The sequence below is a fragment of the Rhizobium leguminosarum genome, assembly GCF_001679785.1.
GTDB lineage: Bacteria > Pseudomonadota > Alphaproteobacteria > Rhizobiales > Rhizobiaceae > Rhizobium > Rhizobium leguminosarum_R.
On the sequence record NZ_CP016287.1, the window covers coordinates 563,636 to 584,017 of the forward strand.

Consider the following 20,382-nt stretch of genomic DNA (forward strand, 5'->3'; position numbering starts at 1 on the left):
CTCACTTGACGGCTCCGGCCGTCAGGCCCGCCACGATCTGCCGTTGCGCAAACACCGTCAAGATCAGCACGGGCAAGGTGACGATCAATGCGGCTGCGGCGAGCGGACCCCAACTGACCTGTTCGAAAGACAGCATGTTATAGACCGCGACAGGAAGCGTGCGCGTCTCGCGGCTGGCGAGCACGATGCCGAAGACGAAGTTATTCCACGAGAAGATGACTGACAGGATGAAGGCGACGACGATGCCCGGCCTGGCGATCGGCAAGGCGACCAGGCGGAAAACCTGCCACGGTGTTGCGCCGTCGATGCTTGCAGCCTCTTCCAGCTCCATCGGCGTCGTCTCGAAATAACCGATCATGATCCACACGACGATCGGCACGGTGACGACGAGATGGATGATGATCTGCGGCAGGAGCGTGCCGAGCAGGTTCAGCCACTGGAATAGCAGGAAGAGCGGTATCAGGAAGGAAAGGCCGGGCGTCATGCGCGCGATCATGATAACCATGGCAGACTTCTCGGCCTTCAGGCGCGCGATGCCATATCCGGCCGGCACGCCGATCAACAGCGCCAGAAGCGTGGCCGCACCCGTCACCAGCACCGAATTCCAGAGATAAAGAAAGAAATTGTTCTCCTGGAAGACCTTCAGATAGTTCGACCAGGCGAAGCGTTCCGGAATGAAGATCGGCGGATAGGCGCCGTTGTCGATCTCATATTTCAGCGACAGCGAGATCATCCAGAGGAAGAACAGGACGACCGGCGAGATCATCACCAGGGCAACAAACAGCAGTCCGATGCGATCGAGCGTCTTGCGCTTCATCAGCGTGCCTCCCCGTCGGACCAGTTCACACGCTGCCGGAGCATCATAAGGACGAAGGAGAGCAGGACGATGAGGATGAAGAAGACAACCGCCATCGCCGAGCCATAGCCGATATCGTAGTAAGCGAAAGCGGTGTTGTAGAGATAGATGTTTATTGTCTCCGACGCCGTGCCGGGACCGCCTTGGGTCATGGCATAGATGATGTCGAAACTCTTCACCGCATCGATGCTGCGGATGATCACGGCAATCATCAGGAACGGCGCGATCATTGGCAGCGTCAGATAGCGGAATTTCTGCCAGACATTGGCGCCGTCGATTTCAGCACTTTCATAGGGCTCACGCGGAACCGCCGCCAGACCGCCGAGCACGATCAGCATGATAAGCGGCGTCCACTGCCAGGTCTCGACCAGCACCAGCGACGGGATGACGCTGCTCTGATTATAGATCCACTCCTGCGGGCCGATGCCGATGAAGGAAAGGAGATAGTTGAGGACGCCGAGCTGCGGATGGTACATCATCGTCCAGACCAGTGCGATGGCGACGGGTGTGGCCATCATCGGCATCACGAATATGCCGCGGATAAGACCGCGTAACGGAAATTGAGCATCGAAGATCAGCGCGGCGAGCGTCCCTAGGAAAAGGGGGACCACGACGGAGAGCGTCGTATAGAGCACCGTATGCCACAGCGAATCCCAGAAGCGCATGTCCACGACCAGGCGCGCATAGTTGTCCAGTCCCGCAAAGACCTGAGACTGGCCAAGCGTCCAGCTGTTGACGCTCATCCAAAGGGTAAACACCCATGGAAAAACGATGACGGCCGCAATGACGATGAGCGCCGGGATAACGAAAGGCCAGTAGTTGGGAGCAAACCGATCCGGTTTGCTCCTTCCTTTCGACGTCTTGGCCACTGCGGCCGTTTCGATGCTTGTCGAGGCCATTATCCTTCGCTTTTCGCCAGGACGGGCTCGAACTGTGCCGTCGCTGCCTTCAGCTCGGTTTCGGGATCGGCGCCGCCGATCATGTTGGTGAGACCGACACCATAGACATCGCGGAACTCGGTGACCGGAATGATGACCGGCAGCGCGAGCTGCGAGATCTTGCCGGAACCGACCACGGCATCAAGCCAGGCGCCTGGCATCTTGACGCCTTCGCGGACCTTCGCATCCTCGAGGACGGACTGCCGGAAAGGAACGCCAGCGCCGGCCTGCAGCAGACGTGCGCCCATTTCATGCGAAATTGCCCATTGGCAGAAGAGGTACCCGGCTTCCTTCTTCTGGCTTGCCGCGACGACGCCAAGGCCGTCGCCAAAGGTGCCTGCGGCTTGTACCTTCGGACCTTTCGGCATGATGCCGTAACCGACCTGACCGACGACGCGCGACTTTTCCGGATTCTCGATCGGCGGTGCAAAACCGACGCCGTCCAGCCACATGCCGATCTTTCCCTGCAGGAAGGCCGACTGCGCCTCGGCCCAGTTGAAGCCGGAGACGCCGGGAGGGGCGGTCTTGGTCATCAGTCTTTGATAGAGCTTGGCTGCATCGATCGCTTCTTGCGATGTCGTGCGCAGCTTGCCATCCGGACCGAGCGGGCTCGAACCATACCCAAGCAGCAGCGACGTCCAGACCGGCGTATTGGCGTTCTTCAGGCCGCGGGCGACGAAGCCGTAGGTGTTGGTGGAAGGATCGGTGAGCGCCTCCGCAGCGCTGGCGAGTTCTTCGAACGTCGTCGGGTAGGAGAGCCCCTTCTTCTCGAACAGCGTCTTGTTCCAGTAGATGATCCAGTAATCGACCGAGAATGGAAGCGAACGCAGAATGCCATCCGGGTCTCTGGCAAAAGTCAGGCCGGCTTCGGCGAAATCGCTTTCAACCAAAGACGGATCGGTCAGAGAGGGGTCCTTGAGAAAACCGCCGATATCGGCAAGCCAGCCGCCCTTTTCGAACTGCCGCTTCTGGACATGGTAGCTCATGTGCACGACATCGAAGCTCGGCTTGCCGGAGCTCAGCTCGATGGTCGTCTTCTGACGCTGCTGTTGTTCGGGCGTCGCTTCGGCATTGACCTTAATGCCGGTGAGCTCCTCGAATTCGGACAAGTACTTCAGAAGTATTTCGCTGCGCGGGCTCTTCACCAGGTTGACTTCCAGCGTCGTACCGGAAAAGCGCTTCCAATCAACGGCAGCCGATGCCAACCGCACGCCGAGCATGCTGCTGGCGCCAAAAGCGGCCGTACCTGCCAGAAAGCCGCGCCTCGTCGGGTTCAAAAACGATGACATGTGATTCCTCCTCCTTTTGCCGGCGATCTCCTCACCCCCGGCTATTTATTTCCGATTATATCCTGAGCGCACGATCTCTTGCATGATTGATATGTGCGACAAGGCTGTTGACGGCGTCCTCCGCCGATCGTCGTTCGATCGCCTCGAGCACCTTCAGGTGCTCAACCATGACAGGTCCGACGTGACCATCGATGCGAAAACGGTCCTGACTGATCAGGCGCATCTTGATCGAGTTCACCCGGTAAGCGTTCGAGATGATGGTATTTCCCAAAGCATCGATAAAGGCATCGTGCATGCCCCAATCGACAGCCTGCGCGTGCACTTCCAATTCGTGCGATCCATCGCCATTTCGAATGGCGTCGGCGATATCCCGATGCTGCTTCAAAAGCTTGGCGACCGTCTCGTCAGACGCAGAGCAGGTGAAAAGCGCGACCGCTTCCTTCTCCAGGAAGACGCGCAGCTGGAACGCCTCACGAATGAGGTTCAGGTCGATATGAGCGATCTGCAAACCCCGCTGGGGCACCGTCTTGATCAGCCCTTCGGCTTCGAGCCTCGGGATGAGTTCGCGGATAGCGCCAAGCGTCAGCCCCGTCAACTCGACGAGGCGACGCTGCGAAACGAACTGGCCGGGGCGCACGTCACGCGCAAGAAGATGGCGTGTGAAGCTTTCATACGCCTTTTCCCGCAGTGTCGGCTGCTCATCGGTTCCGCCCATCGCCTCTCCCAGAAACATCTCCGGCCTATGCCGCTTTCGAGCGGAAAAGAGTGTCGAAGGCAAGAAAGAGTTGCGCCTGCCCTTCTGCCGATATTGAGACGAGTGGCGGACGAACCGCAAGCCAGATTTTATCCGACGTCAGGTGAGCGACCATCGCTTTCACGGCGGCAGTCACCGGAAATTTCAGCAGTTCGGCCACAAAATCCTCGATGCGAGGATCGTCCTTGCCTTCCTCCGCCATCAGCTTGACTTCGCGGGGTACGAAATTCGCCATGCCGGAGATCGCACCCTGGCCGCCAAGCCGCACGCCCTTCGCCAGGTGACGCTCGTCGCCCACCAGGATGACGAGATCGCCATGCGCCTTCAGCAGCGTTTCGGTAAAAGGCCAGTCGCCGGAGGAGTCCTTGACGCCTGTAACCACCTTGGGAAAGGCGGTCCGCAGCCGGCCGATCAGCGAAACAGTCAGCGGAACCATGGTGACCGAGGGGATGTTGTAGACGATAATGTCTCGCGCCTTGTCGCCCAGGATGGCGAAGACAGCAGAAAACCACTGGAAGACGCCGTCATCACTGACGTTCTTGAAGTAGGAAGGAGGAGCAAGAAGGATATTGCGGGCTCCCTTGGAAAGCGCATGGCCGGCCTGCATCGCCGCATCCTCGGCCGCGTCGACCAGCACACCGACGATGATCTGCTTTGCGGCTATCCCACTATCGAGCAAGGAAGCGAGAACACGCTCACGTTCCCGAGTGCCGATGGAAGAGCCTTCACCCGTCGTCCCGAACAGGGTCACACTCGAGCACCCCGCAGCGAGGCTTCTGCGTGCCTGTTCGGCCATCGCCTCAATCGCGATATCGCCGTTGCTGTCGAACGGTGTGGCGAGAGCGACCGAGAGCCCGAATTTTTGTGTCAAATATGCTTCCTCCCAAAGAATGGATCAGATGTAGCAAACTAACATGTTAGATGTAAAGAGGTGATTGCGCACTGCCTCGCTGAACGAATATCGAGGCAGTCGCTTTCTCACGATCAACTGGCATGCCTCGCTGTCGGCCCGTTCGTTCGCACGAGCGCCATCAGCATCGGGCCGATCGCAAATTCGCCCCTCTCGGTCCTTCGGGTCAGATCTCTGAGATAACCGCCGGGCGAGTTGATGTGCCCTCCCCTTTCCAGGATGCAAGCGATCACGGTTGCGGCGTTTTCCGGCCCCATGCCCGAGCAGGCTTCCTCATAGGCCGAGGGACTGACGCCGAGCATCGAGCGCACGACGACGGCGGCCGACATCAGGTCTCGCCAATTGCCGATGTTTCCGCCAGGCCCGTAATCGAGAATACTGGGGCAAGCCTGGAGGACGAGGCCGAGCGGGAAGGATTTCAGGCCTGGTCCGGCGCCCGGATCGGCCGCGCCCCCCGCCCTGTTGCTCATCCCGCCGGAAGGCTTTTGCTGTTTCAATCTTCGTTCGTCCGACGGCCCGGCGTTCGGGTCGTTATCGGCCGCTGCCTTTTCGCCCTGCTTCGTTTCGAAGCTTGGTTCAAGTTCATAAAGGGAGTTGGGTTTTGAATTCTGTTTGTGATGCTCAAGTTGAGACTCATTGGCGTCTATTTTTTTTGCTTTTATCCGTCTTTCCAGCATGTTGACGATCTCAGCACGCAGCAGCCCCATCTCGTCGAGCAACGGTGCGAGGTCTTCGGCGGTCGCCACACGTGGAATTCGAGCAAGAAGCGCTCGAAACATCGCCGAAATGCCTTCCCAATTACCGGAAACCCCTTCTTCGAGCGCCGCCGCGATCAGTTTGGAAATGTCGCGCCGGCACACCGTCAGTCGTTCCCTTGTCACCCGTAACAGCTCCCGGTCGGCAACCGCCTGGGCGGCCAGGCTTTCGATTTCGACAGCACGGGCCAGAAGCGGTGCGACGCTGAAGCCGAAGGCCTCGCCGATGGCACCTGCCCTGTCGCGGCGCGCATAGCGCTTTCCATTCGGGCTGTCCTTGCGCAGGATCAGGCCGGCCTCGACCAGAACGGCAAGATGCCGCCTGAGGGTGGCTGGGGTCATGCCGCGAGCGCGCAACGAAAGCTGCGCATTCGACGGGAAGACGATCAGTCCCTTTTCCTCGGAGATTTCGTCGTCAGGGTAGAAGGTCAAAAGCGCGTCGAGCACCGTCAGCGCCCGATCGGTGACGCCAAGCGCCGGCCGTGCTTCGCAGATCGCCCTGAACAGCTTCCATTTGCTGCGTTTCATCCCCGGCTCGATGGTCTCGGCCAGTTGCTGGCTTGCCAGCATGCCAAGCGACATCGGCCGCCGCCCGAAGGGCGTCGTCACATATCCACTCTCCATTTGCCTTCACCTTCGTTCAGGCAAAAGAAAACCATCCACCAATTTGGTGCCTAAGACGCTTGACTGTGATTCGTGGAAATGCGATTCTCGATGTGCTTAAGATCTGAGAAGGGCTTCCACGACGGCGTCGTTGGGGGCCTTTTTCTTTTGCGCGCTACGCTCCTCTGTCCTTGTTGAACTCCTGGAATAGGCCCTTCAGCCTTTCCTGGACGAATTGATCGAAACCGGGCGCGGTCTTGCCGTCGAAGACGAAGGTCGCACCGGATGCTGTCTTCTTGATCATGACAGGCACGCCACTAACCTGGGTTTTGGCCACCGCCGGCTTCGGCGCGGCCGTCTTCTTCGTTGCCAGAACGAGTGCCCGGTGAAACCGCTCGTCGCTCGAAATTTTGCGCGCGTCGTCCGCGGACAACTCCGCGATGATCTTCTCAACATCGGCTTTCTCAAGCCGCTCGCCCAGTTCCAACCATCGCCGGCGGCCGATATCAGGTGCCGCACCTATGGCGTTGACGAGATCAAGGGGGACCTGTCGTATGACGATCAGCATTCTCGACAGCGCCGCCTTGTCCACACCGAGGGCCGCCATGATGACATCGCGGCCAAAGCTGCGTTCCTCGAGCCGCGATGCGAAGAGCGCGCGCTCGATGTAAGAGAGATTGGTTCGAGCGCTGTTTTCCTGTCCCTGGCTGACGACCAGCTGACCGTCGGTGAGATCGCGAACGACAGCACGCACCCGGATGCCGATTTCTCGGGTGGCCGCCAGGCGTCGATGGCCGTAAGCGACCTGATAGCGTCCCCTGGTTTCGGGATGCGGGCGGACAAGGATCGGAACCTGTTGCCCGTGCTCGCGGATCTGCTCGACAAGCTGCGCGAGTTCGGTCGCATCGATCGCCAATCGATCGCTGACGAAGGAAGCGTCGATCAGTCCGGGATCGAGTTCGACGATAGTCTGGCCGGTGGCCAACTGCCGTTCCAGCTCACTTGCCCGCTCCATTTTCTCGGTAATGTTGCCAAGCGTCTTGGTAATGCCGCCGACCGGCGCGGCACTGCGCTCCTGCGGCACGAATCCGGCGATGGGGCGATTGTCGCGCGGTGCGACGGCTTCCGCCCTTGCCGGGTTCGGAGCGGAGATTTCGATGAGGTTCTTGCGCGCCATCTATCTATTTCCTCCCCCAGGTCGAGCGAATATGCGCCTCGATCTCGCCGTTCACGAGGTTGAGGGACTCCAGAGCCCGATCGTAGGTTCCGCGTGTGAACTGCGACCGCTCGACCTCGTAGAGTGTCTGCTTGGTGACGCCGGCGTCGGCGACCGCCGTCGACTTCACCATGGCGTTGTGGAGCATTCGATTGCCGAAGATCGCCCGCATGAAGCCGGTCATCTGGCTTTGCGGTCCGTCGTTCGGCTCGAACCGGGTCACGAGATAGCGCATCCAGTCATAGCTGGTACGCCCGCCGGCCTTTTCCACGACCGACATCAGCTCACTCGTCATCGTCAGAAACTGCGACATCGACATCACATCAAGCATCTGCGGGTGGACCGTGATCAAGACCGAGGTGGCCGCGCAGAGCGCCGACATCGTCAGGAACCCCAGCTGCGGCGGGCAGTCGATAACCACGACATCGTAAAGGCTTTCGATCTCCGTCAGGACCTCGCCGATGCGGGCAAAGAACATCGTCTCCGCCGTACCCGACGCCATCGCCTTCGGCGTCTCGTGCTCGAATTCCATCAGCTCGAGATTGCCCGGAATGAGATGCAGATTGGGCGTGTAGGTGGCGCGCACGATGTCGGCGATGGGGCGCGGCTCCTCATATCGGATCGCACCGTAGATCGTTTCGCCCTCTCCGACGTCGAACTCCGGCTGGTGGCCGAACAAGGCGGACAAGGAGGCCTGCGGATCGAGGTCGACGGCGAGCACGCGGTAGCCCCTGAGCGCCATGAACTGCGCCAGATGGGCCGCGGTGGTGGTCTTGCCCGAGCCACCCTTGAAATTCATGACCGAGACGATCTGGAGCTTTTCGCCCGGCCTGCGGGCCGGTACATATTTCGGCGTTCCGTTTCGCTCGTCGAGGACCCGGCGAATCCGGTCCATGTCCGTTGCACTGTAAAGCCGCCGTCCGTTTGCAAGCGGATCGGGCCCATGGCCGTCGGCGGCCACCTGGCGGAGATAACCTTCGCCGATACCGATGAAGGCCGCAGCTTCCGCCGGCGAAAATGTTCTGATGGTCTTTTGCGAGAGCGGGGGAAAGATTTTTGCCTGATGCTGCTGAAGTTGATAGGATAACTCCTTCGCATCTGTTGCCAGAAGCGACGGGAGATGCTCTTGATCGTCCTGAAGAGCAAGGCTCGGCTGCATGATCTTTTTCCCAGGTAACTGCGCAATTTTGAACGAAAGCGCTTCAGTTGCGCAGTTACTATATGCCTCGATTCGTTACCAATTTACAAATGCTTAACCAAACCGCCCTTTTCAGCCCGCCGAGACGGCTGGCGACATGAGCCAGATTTCAAGTGATTCGCGCATTGCCGATGACTCGAAGTGACTGATAACTACGGTGACTTTCCAGCCGACCGGGAGGTCAATCACGCCGCCTTATAAGCAATATTTATCAATAGCTTAGGCTCTGCATCTCTATTTCTCATTGTCCTTCAGGTAGTTGTTGCCGTTGATCACCAGAAGCCCGTCGGAACCTTTGTCGGGTTCGAATATGCTCATGGTCTCGGTCCTACCGCTGGCGTCGGTCAGATCGAGGCGATAGCCGGAAAGCTTGTAGCGTCCGCTTGCGCCCGGCCGGTTGCTTGACGTGGTGACGCCCGATTGCGATCCGCCGATTTCGTTCGTCATCGAGGCGCCGGACCAGCCCGTGCGTTCGAAGGTACCGTTTCGATGAAGCGTCAGCGTATGGCTGGACGCCACCGATCCCGATGAGGTCGCGGTCATGCCGCTCGAGGCGAAGGTGGATACCCATTCGCCGTCGAGCGTCGTGCCCTCATCAAACGGCGGCACGGCGCGGTGGTCCGCGTCGGCAATCACCAGGTCTTCGCCCTTTTTCGAGAACGGTTTCGTCTCGATCTCGATCGTGCCGTAGGCAGAGGTGACGCTGCGCATTTCGATCGACCCGGCGGATGAGAAGAAACCGCCGCCGGCAAGTTTGTAGAGGCCGCAATCGGTCGGGATGTCCCTGCAATGTTCGGCAATGCTCCGGCCGCCCTTCGGCAGCTCCGTGCTGAACAGGCCCTTCGGATCGAACATGGTGATCGTGCTGTCCGAATAGAAATCCATGCCGCCGAAGACGTTCGGCCGGAGTCCGGTATCGAGATGGGTGAAGACTCCGTCCAGCCCGCCGTCGTCGCTCGCCGGCACGAGATCGAAATCCTTGTCGGAAGGATCAAGCTTCACCGAGCGCACGAGGGTTGCGAAATCGGCCTCCGCGCTACTGCTTCTGTCACCGTTCACATTCAGCAGCACGAACTGCAGATAAGCCTGCCGCTTGTCGCCGGCGATGCCGACGACGATCTGGCTGATACTGACGTTCTTCTGATGAACGCAGCAGCGTTCTTCCACGCGGATATCGTAGCCGTTCACCGTGACCCCGTAATGCTTGATCAGGATATCTTCCTTCGCCATGTCGGGCAATGTCGCGACGAAGGTCTTCATGCCGGCCTGCAGGGAATTGCGCGTTGCCGGGAGCGGCTTGGTGATCTGAATCAGAGCACTGCCGCGCTTGTCGTCCTCCGTTTCCGGAAAATCCTTCTGCAGCATGAAGAGATTGCCCTTGCCGGCCTTCCTCCAGCCGGACGCGGCATCGGGCAGGGTCACCGTCAGACCGCCGATATCGGCGGGTGCGGCGAAGGATTGAGGGCTGGACAGTAGGGAAACGAGGACGAGAATGAAACCCAAGCCTGATCTCACCCGACCGACCCGATCGATCTGTGCGTTGCCCATGTACGCCTCCCCTCCTTTTCGATTGCTGCCGCCGGGATTTGGAGCGGGGTGCAACTAGTTCAACCCTGAGCTTCATAAAGGTTTCTTGAATGCTTCGAGGTGACGAACCCCGGCGACTTAGGTGAAAACATCCGAACCTCCGGCGTCGCGCCCCTCGACCTTCCGACGGACGCCGTCCTCAGCATCGGGCGGCAGAGTGCGCCTCAGGATCACGGGTCTACACCGGCCCAACGTTGACTTACCCGGCAAATGAATGTTTGCCATCCCTTGTTTTGCAGTGCACAATATTTGCTGTTAACAGGGATGTGAGCCGGTGAGAATTTGCATCTACAAATCAGATGAAGCTCCTGAAGTAACGCTGTTCTTGCGAGAAGGCGTACCGGTGCCCGCACATCCGAAGAGCCAAAAGTGGCGGCACATAAAGGCGGTTGTTGGCGAAGAGGTAAGGGCCGACCTTCTGACCCAGATAGAGATCGGCAATGGATGTCTTTTTGTCAACCTTGGGGCATCCCCGAAGCACTGATCTAGGCGGCTGGGTTAAACGCTGCTCAACCGACACGGAATATGCTCGCTCATTATCGTACCCGCCGCCAATCTTTCAGGAGGCAAGCCTCGAAACCCCCGTTCATCTCGATTTAAAGATTGTGGTGAGCCTTTGAGGGTTCTAGTCGCAGCCGGATGAAAGTTCTGTGGCGGGTCGATTTTAAGTCTCCTACCGGCCGGAAGAAAAGCCGCACGGCCTACTCCCCCATCGATTGGTAGAGCCAGTCGGAAAGCGTCTGGTGCGCCACGCGCGCACCAGCGCCGGGAATCAGGGCGTCGTCGGTCAGTTCGACACCGAAATATGACGTGGATCGATCGGTTATCACCTGGCGTTCGTCTTCGTTTGCGGCGAGATAGATCCGGGCGATTTCATCGATGCCGAACTGCTCCGGGCCGCCGATTTCGACGACATCGCCCGCGGGAGCGCCGGCTGCCAGTTCCGCCAGGAATGCGGCGACATCCCCGGCTGCGACCGGCCTCATGAAGGCCGATGGCAACCGAAAGACATTGCCTTCAGCCCCGATGTCGATCAACCCGTTTATGAACTCGTAAAATTGCGTGGAGCGGAGGATCGTGTAGGGTCGACCTGAAGCCCGGATGAGATTTTCCTGGACCATTTTCGCGCGTAAATAGTCGCTCTCCACGAGGCGCGGCGTGCCAACGACCGAGAGTGCGAGATAGTGCCGGACGCCGGCTTCCGCCGCAGCCGCGAGCAAGTTCTTCGTCGACGCCTTGAAGAAATCGAACGCCGAACTGTCACCGAACGATGCGGCATTGGTTACGTCAACGACGATTTCGGTTCCCGCCATCGCCACGTCCAGACCCTTGCCGGTCACCGTATCGACGCCCAGCGACAATGATGCGGCCGTGACGTCATGGCCCGAGCGGCGCAGCTTCTCGCTGAGCCGCGCTCCGATGAGACCGCTTGCTCCCACCACCGTGACTTTCATATCGGGATCCTCTGTTGCATCTCGTTTGCAAAGCCTCACGCGGATCGACAATGACCGGAAAGCCCCGCGCCTTCCATCGTGCCTGAGGTCTGACGCCCCAGCCGTAGGACATAGCGGAACCAGCCTGAAGTCTAGGATGCGCCATCGGGAAAACAGAACAGTCTTCCGATCCGTCGTTCGCCCGAAAATTCCGGCTACATTTCCGCGCAATGCATGGGTTTCCATGAGTTGCGGTTGTGGTGCGGCGGGATTACGCTTCGCAACATGAGCTCGCCAGCCCCAAAATCGAGAACAACTGCTGGAAGAAATGCTGACGATCCCCCGGTTCTCTCTGTCCGGCAGGAGCAGTTGATGCTGAGCGTCTGGTCGCACCGTCCCCGATTCCTGCATCTGGGGCTTTTCTTCCTCGCCTATGTGCTCGCCTGCGGCTTCGCACAGTCGCTGGCAATAGTGCCGGGAACGGGTATTTCCATCTGGCCTCCGGGCGGGCTTTTCGTCGCGACCCTCATCCTCGCCTCCAGGCGCAGCTGGCCATGGTGGATCCTGGCGGGCTGCCTGGCAGAAATGTTCAGCAATTTCCTGTGGTTCTACAGCCCCGTGCCCGCGGCCTTCCTGATCTATGTCGGCAACGCTCTAGGAGCAATGGTCGCGGCATGGCTGGTAAACCGGACCTTGAAGCACCCGGTTCAGTTGGAAACTCTGCAGGAAGTTCTCACATTCGTCATCCTGGCTGCCGGAATTGCACCGATCGTGAGCGCGACCGTGGGAAGTGCCACGCTTGCCTGGTTCGCGATTCAATCGCAATCCTTCGCGACGGCCTGGCCGCTATGGTGGATCGGAGACGCAACCGGTGTCCTCATCGTGACACCGCTGGCCTTGGTGCTCTTTCACAGCTGGCGCAGCAAGACGCAGTTCTCGACCGCGCAATGGGTGGAAGCCTGCGTCCTGGGGCTGATCTTTCTCGGTGTCGCAGCTCTGTCGCTGAGCGGCTACCTTCCCTTCGCCTATATCATCATGCCGCCTCTTCTTTGGGCCGCGGTCCGCTTCGAGTTCAAGGGTGCTGCCGTATCGCTCGCCCTGCTTGCTCTAATCACGGCGGTATTCACGATAACAGGCGCCAGCCAATTTGCCGGTGATCCCGAATCCCAGAAACACAAGCAGATCATGCTGCAGCTGTTTCTGGCCATTTCGGCATTTTCGGCGCTCATCGTTGCCGCCATATCCCGGCAGCACCAGCTGGCAGTGCTCACACTGCGCCAAAGCGTGGAGACGTTACGCGACCGGGAGCGGGAACTCTCGCAGCTCGTGGACATGGTGCCGAGTCACGTCTGGCGTCTGACGCCCGACGGCGAGCCGACCTTCTTCAATAGGCGGATGGTCGATTTCCTCGGTCTTGACGTTGCGGACTCGGACAGGCCGGGCATGAGCCGGCTGGAGGCGGTCCTGCAGGCCACCGTTCATCCCGATGACGCAACCGGGTTCAGGGACACCCTTCGCCATTGCCTCGCCACCGGCGAGAGCTTCGTCATGCGGTATCGGCTGCGGCGCGCCGACGGTCTCTATCGCTGGATGTCGAGCCGCGCCGAGCCGATGCGCGATCACGCCGGAAACATCGTCCAGTGGTACGGCCTTTGTCACGATATCGACGATCAGATGCGTGCCGAAGAGGCCATTCGGCGAAGCGAACGGCAGCTTCAGCAGATGATCGATGCCGTGCCGGTTCGCATATGGAGCGTGGAACCGACAGGCGGATCGATCTACTTCAACAAACGCTACCAGGATCATTTCCGTGCCGTCATCGCCAATTTTGACGCGCGGGCCGAACCGCGCATCGACGAACTGCTGCAGCAGTTGGTCCATCCTGAGGATGCGTCCGGCGTGCAGCGCACGCTGCGCAATTGTTTCGAAGCCGGCAGCGGCTCCACCATGCGGTTTCGCTGGCTTGAAAAGGATGGCGTCTACCGCTGGGCCGAATGCAGGGTGGAGCCGCGCCGCGATGACGACGGAGCGGTCGTGCAATGGTACGGCGTCTCGCTCGATATTGACGAGGAGGTGCGCGCGCTGGAGGCGCTGCGCGACCGCGAACGCGAGCTGTCGCAGCTCGTGGACATGGTCCCGGCCCAGATCAGGCGCCTGACGCCAGAAGGCGAACCGGTCTTCTTCAACAAGCGCCTCATCGACTTTTTCGGTCTCGATGTTGGCGATATGGACAAGCCCGGCATGAGCCGCCTCTCCTCGGTCATCCACACCCTCGTCCATCCCGATGATGCATCGAGGTTGCTCGAGACGGTTCATCATTCCCTCGCCAGCGGCGATCCCTTCTCGATAAAATATCGCATGCGCCGTTTCGACGGAGCCTATCGCTGGGTCGATGGCCGAGCCGAGCCGCTACGCGATCAAAGCGGCGCGATCGTGCAATGGTATGTCATATCCGTCGACATCGACGATGAGATGCGCGCGCAGGAAGCGCTGCGCGACCGGGAGCGGGAGCTTTCCCAACTCGTGGACATGGTTCCGAGCCTGCTCTGGCGGCTCAATCCAGAAGGCGCTCCGACCTTCTTCAACCAGCGCCTGATCGATTTTCTCGGTCTCGATATCGCCGATATGGAAAAGCCGGGCGTCAGCCGGCTGGCGGCGCTCATCGAGGCCGCAGTCCATCCCGACGATGCCGCCGGCCTGGAGCAAGCGCTCAACCATTCTCTCGCCACCGGGGAGCGCTTCTCCAGCCAATATCGCCTGCGGCGCGCCGACGGTGTCTATCGCTGGGTGAAAGGCAGCGCGGAGCCGCTGCGGGATGATAATGGACGGATCGTTCAGTGGTACGGCCTCTCGCATGACATCGACGATCAATTGCGCGTCGAGGAGGCACTGCGGGAGAGAGAACGATCGCTCTGGCAGCTCGTTGAAACGCTGCCGGCAATGATCGATTGCGCAGCACCTGATGGAGAACCGATCTATCGCAGCCAGCAACTGCGCGACTTCCTCGGCTATAATCTCGAAGAGTTGGATGGAACGGGCAAAACCCGGCTGGACGGCACACTTGACGCCGGTGTTCATCCCGACGATGTGGCAGGGGTCAAAGAAAACTATGCCCATTCCTTATCCACTGGCGAGCCCTATGCGCGTAGGCACCGTCTGCGGCGCCATGATGGTGAATATCGCTGGGTCGAGACGCGTGCGGCACCGATGCGCAATGCTGAAGGCGTCATCGTCCAGTGGAATGTCATCTGCCTTGATATCGACGGTGAGGTTCACGCGGAAGAAGATCTGCGTCGGGCGCGAGAGGGTCTTGCACGGGCGAGCCAAGTGGCGAGCCTGGCCGAGCTTTCAGCCTCCATCGCGCACGAGGTGAACCAGCCGCTCGCGGCCGTCGTGGCCAACTCACACGCCTGCCAGCGCTGGCTCATGGCCGAGCCGCCGAATATGGAGCGGGCACAGAGGACGGTCGAGCGCATCATCCGGGATGCCAACTCGGCAGCGGATGTCGTCAGCCGCATTCGCGCTCTGTTCAAGCAATCCGTAGACAGGAGGACCCCATCGACGCTCTCCGGCATCGTCAACGAAGCGCGCAACCTCATGGCCGACGAGGCCTGGCGACGTCACGTTCGGATGGAAGTGGAGGTCGACGCCACCCTTCCGCTCATCGCAATCGACCGCGTCCAGATCCAGCAGGTGCTAATCAATCTCATCCGCAACGGCATCGAGGCAATGGACGCCACGACAGGCGACAGGGTCATCGAAATCCGCGTGCGCCAGATCGGGAATATCCTCCAGACCGAGATCAGCGATCGCGGCCAGGGCATCGATTCTCCCGAAAAGATGTTCGAGCCGTTCTTCACGACGAAGGAAAACGGCATGGGCATGGGGCTGGCCATCTGCCGCTCGATCGTCGAACTGCACGGCGGACGATTGTGGGCCGAGAAGAACAATCCGTGCGGAGCGACGTTGATCTTCACATTGCCTCTTGAAACGAAAGCGGCGCTATGACGGCCGACGACCATATCGTCTTCATCGTCGACGACGATGAACGTATCCGGGAAGCGCTCGTCGAGCTGCTGGACTCGCACGGCATGCACGCCGTCGCCTTCGAATCGGCCTGCGACTACGTGAGAGCGGACAAGCCGCACGTGCCCGCCTGCCTCGTGCTGGATATCGAGCTGCCTGACATCAACGGTCTCGATCTGCAGAGACAGATCGCCGACAGGGATCATCCGCCGATCGTCTTCATTACCGGACACGGCGACATTCCCTCCTCGGTGCGTGCGATCAAGCATGGCGCGGTGGACTTCCTGACCAAGCCGTTCAGCGATGCGGATCTGATGGCGGCAATCCACGCGGCGATTGCTCAGGATCGGGAAAAGAGAGCCGAGCGCGCCGAGATCGACATGCTCAGACAACACTATCTCGACCTGACGCCGCGCGAGCGCGAGGTGCTGCCGCTCGTCGTCAGCGGCCTTCTCAACAAGCAGGCCGCAGCCGAACTGGGGATCAGCGAAGTCACGCTGCAGATCCACAGAAGAAACGTGATGCAGAAAATGGCCGCGGCATCACTCGCCGATCTGGTGCGGATCGCGGAGAGATTGGAAATACCGATAACCCACTCGCGCAGAGTGGGAGGGAATTGAAGATGAACAAGACAAGACATGTCGTGGCAATTGTAGATGACGATCCAAGGTTGCTTGAATCGATGGGCGACCTTCTGGAATCGGCGGGCTATGTGGCCCGCAGCTTCTCATCGGCGGGCTCGCTGCTCGTCAACGGGCTGTCGGACCTCGACCTGCTCATCACCGATATCGGAATGCCTGGCATCGACGGCTTCGAACTTCGTGACCTCGTGAGGAAGTCGCGTCCGGAGCTGCCGGTATTCATGATCACGGGCCGCCACGAGATAGCGGATCAGGGACGCGCTCAAGGCGCGAGCGGATTTTTCCGCAAGCCCTTCGATGCCCAGGCCCTGCTGGCGGCCATTGCCAACGCTTTGCATAAATCGACAGATGGAGGGTGACATGAGAGTTGACCAGCCGTTGCTGCGGAGATCGGCGCCGTTATCATTGCAGTACAGTTATGAAGAGAACCAGCCGCTCGTCATTATCGTCGATGACGACGCCTCCGTTCGCGAGGCGCTATCGGAGCTGATCCTGTCGGCGGGTTTCCAATCGACCAGTTTTGCTTCGACCCGAGAACTGCTTGACGCCGATATATTGGATAGCCCCGGCTGCCTGATCCTCGACGTGCGTATGCCAGGCGCAAGCGGTCTTCACCTGCAGAGCCATCTGGCCGAAAACGGCATTTCCAAGCCGATCATCTTCCTGACCGGGCATGGCGACATCCCGATGACCGTCCAGGCGATGAAGGCCGGCGCCGTGGATTTCCTCACCAAACCGGTGAGAGACCAGACCCTGCTCGACGCCGTGACTGCCGGCATTGCGATGGATGCCGAGCGACGAGCCGAAGCGGCGATCACCAAGCGCAATATCAAACGCCTGGAGACACTGACGCAGCGCGAGCGTGAAGTCCTGCATGAAGTGGCGCGCGGCCGCCTCAACAAGCAGATCGCCTTCGACCTCGGCATCAGCGAGGTGACGGTCAAGCTGCATCGCAGCAATGTCATGCACAAGATGGAGGCGGCCTCCATCGGCGAACTGATCCGGGCCTGGGAAACACTGCCCCCACAAATGCGCCAGGTCGGTCCGCGCTAGCTTATAGGCGAAGGATGCCGGCCTGCCTCGAACATGATCTGCCGCCGCTGTCCATTTGATGCGCGCCGTATCCGATTCGCGCCGGAAAAGACGATGCGGCGCCGATAATGGGTTTCGGCACCGCACCCATGCGTTATCTCTAAATTAAAGCTCGGGGATATGACCAGGTACCCGGCTTTGGTTCCCCAAAGGAGATCTCGCTTTGAACAATCAATCGTCAGCCGCGCCTTCCCCTGAAACCAACGCCTTCGACAACGAAGCAAACTTCCTGTCGGCCATGGGGAATGCCAAACGGCTTCACATTCTGCATCTGTTGGCCGAAGGAGAAATGTCCGTGAGCGTCCTGGCCGACGAGGTGGGATTGAGCCAATCTTCGACTTCCCAGCATTTGGCAATTCTTCGAGAGCAGGACCTCGTGCAAACGCGAAGGGCTGCCCAGACGATCTACTATTCACTTCAATCCGCCGCAGCCACGGCGATGCTCGATACGCTCGCCGACATCTTCGGATGGCACCCTCGCTCCCCAGTGGAACGCGTCCAAGCCGTAGGCACCTGACGAAACGACGAAGCGTTGCTCTTGCGACTCATGATTGGAGCATGATCTTGTGGGCAACTCGGGATCGGCGCCGCGGCAACGAAGAGCAGCGCAATGGCGAAGACGGCGAAAAAGATGACTGCGGCTTGAGCGTAAGCGCCAAGCTGAGGCCGTTCCGGGGCGTCATTCCAGGCCGGGATGCCCGTGGCGCGGGAGTCCCGCGATGCTTCGCCCACATGCCCCCGAACGCATCGATCCCTGATGTACGTTTGATGTACGCCCCCTAGACCACGGTGTGATTACGCCTCCATTGCGAATGGAGATAATGAACCACATCAGGAACGGAACAGTCAGGAGGAAGCGGCCATGAGTATGGACGTAACCAACGGCCAGCGCCATGGAGGCGATCATGGACGTATATGAGGCAGTCAAAAGCCGACGGTCGGTGCGCGGAGCCTGTGGAGAGGGAGGTGCTTGAGCGTGTGCTGTCCGCCGCAGCTTGGTCGCCGTCAGGATCGAACATCCAGCCTTGGAACACCTACGTGATGACCGGCGCACCGCTGGCAGAGCTCAAGACGTCCGCCGTCGAGCGCGTGGCCCATGGCGACGCCTGGGACAAGCGGCAGTACGAGATGTACCCGGCCGGGCTGAAGCCCCCCTACGGCGAGCGCCGGTCCGCCTTCGGCAAGGAGCGCTACAGCGCGCTCGGCATTGCGCGCGAGGACTGGGAAGCGCGCCAGCGGGCAGCAATCGCCAACTGGAACTGTTTCGGCGCGCCCGCCGCCCTGTTCTGCTACATCGACCGTGACCTGGGCCTACCCCAATGGGCCGACGTCGGCATGTATCTGCAGACAATCATGCTGCTGCTCCGCGCCGAAGGTCTGCACAGTTGCCCGCAGATGGCGTGGTCGCAGGTTCGCGAGACCGTCGCAGAGGTACTATCCCCCGGACGGGCTCATCCTCTTCTGCGGCATGTCGATCGGCTACGAGGATCCCACGGTCAGTTACGCCCGTACAGGCCGCGCCCCGCTCGGCGAGACGGTCACCTTCCTCGGCGATTAGTGACCTGCGATAAAGGACAAGACACCCCTTCTATGATTCTTGCGTATGATACGTCCCTTATCATGCGAGATATTGGAGAACGCCATGACCACGCATAAAGTAGGCTATCTCATCGGCAGCCTCGCCAAGGGCTCGATCAACCGCAAGCTCGCCAAGGCGTTGGTGGGGTCGGTTTCGGCTCGGGGCGAAATGACACTCTAAGCGCTTACGACGTTGTGCCAGAGATATTCGCCGGTTAGTAATATATCTGCCCAACCCAGCGGAGCGATATGCGCCAGAAGTTCGGGCGGCACATCAAGTCCTTCATTCCGGCGCTCTGCTATCACATGGCAGAGATGGATGGTGATCAAGTAGATGATTGCGGTGAGCGGATTGAGTCCGGCGATGGGTTAATGCTGGCCTTCGATGGTTCGGTCACGGATTTCACTCTGGCGACTGATCCGCAGCGCATTTTAAGAGCGTGATGGGCCTTGCCCTTGTTGAGGCCGATTTGGGCACGCCGCTGCATACCCTTTCACCGTTGTCTAAAGATTGGCCTCGACGAGCACTCGGTCTTTGATCCAGTCAGTAAATAAGGTCGAGGCATGCGACTGCGCACTCGCCGCTCTCAACAGGTAGAAGGCTTCTTTGGGAAACACCTCAGCGTCAGCTAGCGCCAGGAGCCTGCCTTCTCGAACAAGATCTCCGGTGTTGGATTCCCATCCAAGCATCACCCCTTGTCCCGAAAGCGCGGCCTGTGTGGCTTGCACGTAGTTCGAGAAAACGCGCCCTTGCGAGAGGTTTTGCGGCAGGCCGGTCATTTGGAAGTAGTCACGCCACGTGAGCCAGGTCGCGTCCGAGCTGACAACGTGCAGAAGGGTGGCGGCCTGCAGGGTGTCTTTTGACGTAATGCGTTGCGCCAATGCCGGGCTGAATACGGGAACGACCTTCTCGTCGAATAGCTTGATTCCGGCGCCATCGTTCCAGTTGCCTATGCCATACCTGATCAAAAGGTCGACACCCGGAATAAAGTCCGGGCTGCCAACCGTGGTGAGGACATTGACTGCGATTTCCGGAAACTCCTGATAAAATTCCGCGACACGCGGCATCAGCCAATAGGTGGCGGTGCCAACCGTGCATGCAACCGTCACGGCATTGTCGCTGGAGCTGTGAAGGGATCGCCCACGCTCAATAGCGCTGGAAATGCGGTCGAACCCTTCAACGACGCCTGACCTCAGGATCTCGCCAGCGGGCGTCAGGCTGATTGGTCGGGTAGATCGGTCGAAGAGCCGGAAGCCGACATAATCCTCCAAGGCCTTCACCGCCTGGCTTATTGCAGGCTGGGTGACATTCAGGTCGCTTGCCGCTCGCTGCGTGCTGCCTAAACGTGTTACCGCGTCGAAGACGGCTAACAGCCGCAGCGGAGGCAGGAAAGGGCGCATTTTCTATAATACCCTACTTATACAAATCATAGTTTTTTCGAGATTTTCAATATCGATCTTTTCGATTAACGTCCAGTTCGAAGCGCATTCAGCTTGAATGCAGGC

The 20,382-nt window shown here is 59.7% G+C and carries 16 protein-coding genes and 3 pseudogenes; 7 read left to right on the plus strand and 12 right to left on the minus strand.

Going from position 1 to position 20,382, the window contains the following annotated elements; translation table 11 throughout:
* Nucleotide 1: 1 nt before the first annotated feature.
* The 10 genes from BA011_RS27115 to BA011_RS27160 form a co-directional block, all read right to left on the minus strand.
* Nucleotides 2-817 carry a carbohydrate ABC transporter permease gene (locus BA011_RS27115; RefSeq protein WP_017956614.1) on the minus strand — a complete coding sequence of 272 codons (816 nt, stop codon included), beginning with the start codon at nt 815-817 and terminating at the stop codon, nt 2-4.
* Nucleotides 817-1,755: a carbohydrate ABC transporter permease gene (locus BA011_RS27120; RefSeq protein WP_011648808.1), complete on the minus strand. Its 939-nt coding sequence runs from the start codon at nt 1,753-1,755 to the stop codon at nt 817-819. Before BA011_RS27120 ends, BA011_RS27115 begins: the two co-directional genes overlap by 1 nt.
* A complete protein-coding gene (locus BA011_RS27125; protein WP_065283065.1) occupies nt 1,755-3,083 on the minus strand; it encodes an ABC transporter substrate-binding protein in 1,329 nt (442 codons plus the stop codon). The genes BA011_RS27120 and BA011_RS27125 overlap by 1 nt, the downstream gene beginning before the upstream one ends.
* Before the next feature lie 55 nt (nt 3,084-3,138).
* On the minus strand, nt 3,139-3,816 hold the full coding sequence (locus BA011_RS27130) for a GntR family transcriptional regulator (protein ID WP_186806597.1): 678 nt from the start codon (nt 3,814-3,816) through the stop codon (nt 3,139-3,141).
* Between the two features lie 7 nt (nt 3,817-3,823).
* On the minus strand, nt 3,824-4,708 hold the full coding sequence (locus BA011_RS27135; RefSeq protein WP_065283067.1) for a dihydrodipicolinate synthase family protein: 885 nt from the start codon (nt 4,706-4,708) through the stop codon (nt 3,824-3,826).
* A gap of 113 nt (nt 4,709-4,821) precedes the next feature.
* Nucleotides 4,822-6,126, minus strand: a complete 1,305-nt coding sequence (gene repC, locus BA011_RS27140) for a plasmid replication protein RepC (protein WP_065283068.1) — start codon at nt 6,124-6,126, stop codon at nt 4,822-4,824.
* A 154-nt stretch (nt 6,127-6,280) separates the two neighbouring features.
* A complete protein-coding gene (gene repB, locus BA011_RS27145; protein ID WP_065283069.1) occupies nt 6,281-7,282 on the minus strand; it encodes a plasmid partitioning protein RepB in 1,002 nt (333 codons plus the stop codon).
* A gap of 4 nt (nt 7,283-7,286) precedes the next feature.
* The gene (repA, locus tag BA011_RS27150) at nt 7,287-8,480 is read right to left on the minus strand and encodes a plasmid partitioning protein RepA (RefSeq protein ID WP_017991335.1); all 1,194 of its coding nucleotides are present in this window, start codon (nt 8,478-8,480) and stop codon (nt 7,287-7,289) included.
* A gap of 273 nt (nt 8,481-8,753) precedes the next feature.
* A complete protein-coding gene (locus BA011_RS27155) occupies nt 8,754-10,067 on the minus strand; it encodes a hypothetical protein (RefSeq protein ID WP_065283070.1) in 1,314 nt (437 codons plus the stop codon).
* A gap of 740 nt (nt 10,068-10,807) precedes the next feature.
* The gene (locus BA011_RS27160; protein ID WP_065283071.1) at nt 10,808-11,560 is read right to left on the minus strand and encodes an SDR family oxidoreductase; all 753 of its coding nucleotides are present in this window, start codon (nt 11,558-11,560) and stop codon (nt 10,808-10,810) included.
* A gap of 351 nt (nt 11,561-11,911) precedes the next feature.
* On the opposite strand from BA011_RS27160, the gene BA011_RS27165 reads away from it, so the two are divergent.
* The 7 genes and pseudogenes from BA011_RS27165 to BA011_RS42330 all read left to right on the plus strand — a co-directional run.
* Nucleotides 11,912-15,547, plus strand: coding sequence for a PAS domain-containing protein (locus BA011_RS27165; protein WP_065283072.1), 3,636 nt, complete (start codon nt 11,912-11,914; stop codon nt 15,545-15,547).
* A complete protein-coding gene (locus BA011_RS27170; protein ID WP_065283073.1) occupies nt 15,544-16,185 on the plus strand; it encodes a response regulator transcription factor in 642 nt (213 codons plus the stop codon). The genes BA011_RS27165 and BA011_RS27170 overlap by 4 nt, the downstream gene beginning before the upstream one ends.
* 2 nt (nt 16,186-16,187) lie before the next feature.
* Entirely contained in the window at nt 16,188-16,565 is a 378-nt protein-coding gene (locus BA011_RS27175; RefSeq protein WP_003550117.1) for a response regulator, read from the plus strand.
* A 1-nt stretch (nt 16,566) separates the two neighbouring features.
* The gene (locus BA011_RS27180) at nt 16,567-17,259 is read left to right on the plus strand and encodes a response regulator transcription factor (protein WP_065283074.1); all 693 of its coding nucleotides are present in this window, start codon (nt 16,567-16,569) and stop codon (nt 17,257-17,259) included.
* A 202-nt stretch (nt 17,260-17,461) separates the two neighbouring features.
* Nucleotides 17,462-17,815 carry an ArsR/SmtB family transcription factor gene (locus tag BA011_RS27185; RefSeq protein ID WP_065283075.1) on the plus strand — a complete coding sequence of 118 codons (354 nt, stop codon included), beginning with the start codon at nt 17,462-17,464 and terminating at the stop codon, nt 17,813-17,815.
* A gap of 388 nt (nt 17,816-18,203) precedes the next feature.
* A pseudogene (locus BA011_RS27190) lies at nt 18,204-18,856 on the plus strand (nitroreductase).
* An 84-nt stretch (nt 18,857-18,940) separates the two neighbouring features.
* A pseudogene (locus tag BA011_RS42330) lies at nt 18,941-19,051 on the plus strand (ACP phosphodiesterase); the annotation flags it as partial.
* Nucleotides 19,052-19,053: 2 nt separating this feature from the next.
* On the opposite strand, the pseudogene BA011_RS42335 reads toward BA011_RS42330, so the two are convergent.
* Together BA011_RS42335 and BA011_RS27200 are read right to left on the minus strand one after the other, a co-directional pair.
* A pseudogene (locus tag BA011_RS42335) lies at nt 19,054-19,364 on the minus strand (Tn3 family transposase); the annotation flags it as partial.
* A 16-nt stretch (nt 19,365-19,380) separates the two neighbouring features.
* On the minus strand, nt 19,381-20,277 hold the full coding sequence (locus BA011_RS27200; protein ID WP_065283077.1) for a LysR substrate-binding domain-containing protein: 897 nt from the start codon (nt 20,275-20,277) through the stop codon (nt 19,381-19,383).
* Between the last annotated feature and the right edge of the window lie 105 nt (nt 20,278-20,382).

What these genes read in the sequence shown, in the direction of transcription:
- BA011_RS27115 (WP_017956614.1), bottom strand. Translation starts at nt 817, where the DNA reads ATGAAGCGCAAGACGCTCGATCGCATCGGACTGCTGTTTGTTGCCCTG.
- BA011_RS27125 (WP_065283065.1), bottom strand. Translation starts at nt 3,083, where the DNA reads ATGTCATCGTTTTTGAACCCGACGAGGCGCGGCTTTCTGGCAGGTACG.
- BA011_RS27170 (WP_065283073.1), top strand. Translation starts at nt 15,544, where the DNA reads ATGACGGCCGACGACCATATCGTCTTCATCGTCGACGACGATGAACGT.
- BA011_RS27180 (WP_065283074.1), top strand. Translation starts at nt 16,567, where the DNA reads ATGAGAGTTGACCAGCCGTTGCTGCGGAGATCGGCGCCGTTATCATTG.
- BA011_RS27120 (WP_011648808.1), bottom strand. Translation starts at nt 1,755, where the DNA reads ATGGCCTCGACAAGCATCGAAACGGCCGCAGTGGCCAAGACGTCGAAA.
- BA011_RS27160 (WP_065283071.1), bottom strand. Translation starts at nt 11,560, where the DNA reads ATGAAAGTCACGGTGGTGGGAGCAAGCGGTCTCATCGGAGCGCGGCTC.
- repB (WP_065283069.1), bottom strand. Translation starts at nt 7,282, where the DNA reads ATGGCGCGCAAGAACCTCATCGAAATCTCCGCTCCGAACCCGGCAAGG.
- BA011_RS27155 (WP_065283070.1), bottom strand. Translation starts at nt 10,067, where the DNA reads ATGGGCAACGCACAGATCGATCGGGTCGGTCGGGTGAGATCAGGCTTG.
- repC (WP_065283068.1), bottom strand. Translation starts at nt 6,126, where the DNA reads ATGGAGAGTGGATATGTGACGACGCCCTTCGGGCGGCGGCCGATGTCG.
- BA011_RS27200 (WP_065283077.1), bottom strand. Translation starts at nt 20,277, where the DNA reads ATGCGCCCTTTCCTGCCTCCGCTGCGGCTGTTAGCCGTCTTCGACGCG.
- BA011_RS27175 (WP_003550117.1), top strand. Translation starts at nt 16,188, where the DNA reads ATGAACAAGACAAGACATGTCGTGGCAATTGTAGATGACGATCCAAGG.
- BA011_RS27165 (WP_065283072.1), top strand. Translation starts at nt 11,912, where the DNA reads ATGCTGAGCGTCTGGTCGCACCGTCCCCGATTCCTGCATCTGGGGCTT.
- repA (WP_017991335.1), bottom strand. Translation starts at nt 8,480, where the DNA reads ATGCAGCCGAGCCTTGCTCTTCAGGACGATCAAGAGCATCTCCCGTCG.
- BA011_RS27130 (WP_186806597.1), bottom strand. Translation starts at nt 3,816, where the DNA reads ATGTTTCTGGGAGAGGCGATGGGCGGAACCGATGAGCAGCCGACACTG.